Raw genomic sequence first — 677 nt, 5'->3', positions numbered from 1 at the left:
CATGTTCAATACCGACAGAAAAGCGCAGCAACCGATTGCACACCCAGTTTGCGATGCGGATCTCTTCAGGAATATCCATGTGCGTCTGGGTCGCAGGGTATGTAATAAAGCTTTCCACCCCGCCGAGGCTTTCTGCAAAACAAATGGTCTTCAGTGCTTTTAAAAACGGATTGACCCATTCTTCTTTTTGCAGACGGAAGGACAGCATGCCGCCTTTTCCGGGATACAGCACATCCGAAATTTCTTCCTGCTCTTCTAAAAACGCCGCAAGCTCCTGCGCGTTTGCCTGATGCTGACGCATTCTGAGGCTCAGCGTCTTCATTCCTCTCATCAGAAGCCACGAATCAAATGGCGGCAGGACGGCGCCGATTGCATTTTGATGCTGAAACATTTCCTCTCCGAGCCGCTCATCCTTCACCACGACAAGTCCAGCAAGCAGATCGTTATGCCCGCCTAAATACTTGGTTGCGCTGTGAATGACAATGTCAGCTCCCAGCTCAAGCGGCCGCTGCAAGACCGGTGTATAAAATGTATTATCTACAATCAGCAGAAGACCGTGCTCCTTTGTCATCCGGGCAATATGTTCAATGTCCGCCTCCTGCATAAGGGGGTTTGTCGGCGTTTCCACAAACACCGCTTTTGTATTCGGCGTAATCTTAGAGCGTAAACAGTCCTCA

1 pseudogene is annotated in these 677 nt (G+C 50.1%); it reads right to left on the bottom strand.

Going from position 1 to position 677, the window contains the following annotated elements:
* Positions 1-677, bottom strand: a pseudogene (gene metI, locus ACWHAR_RS27790) (cystathionine gamma-synthase/O-acetylhomoserine thiolyase); the annotation flags it as partial.

Source organism: Bacillus sp. LR--39, assembly GCF_053613335.1.
The sequence above is the reverse complement of the archived record's forward strand: the minus strand, read 5'-3'. Positions and strand labels throughout refer to the sequence as shown.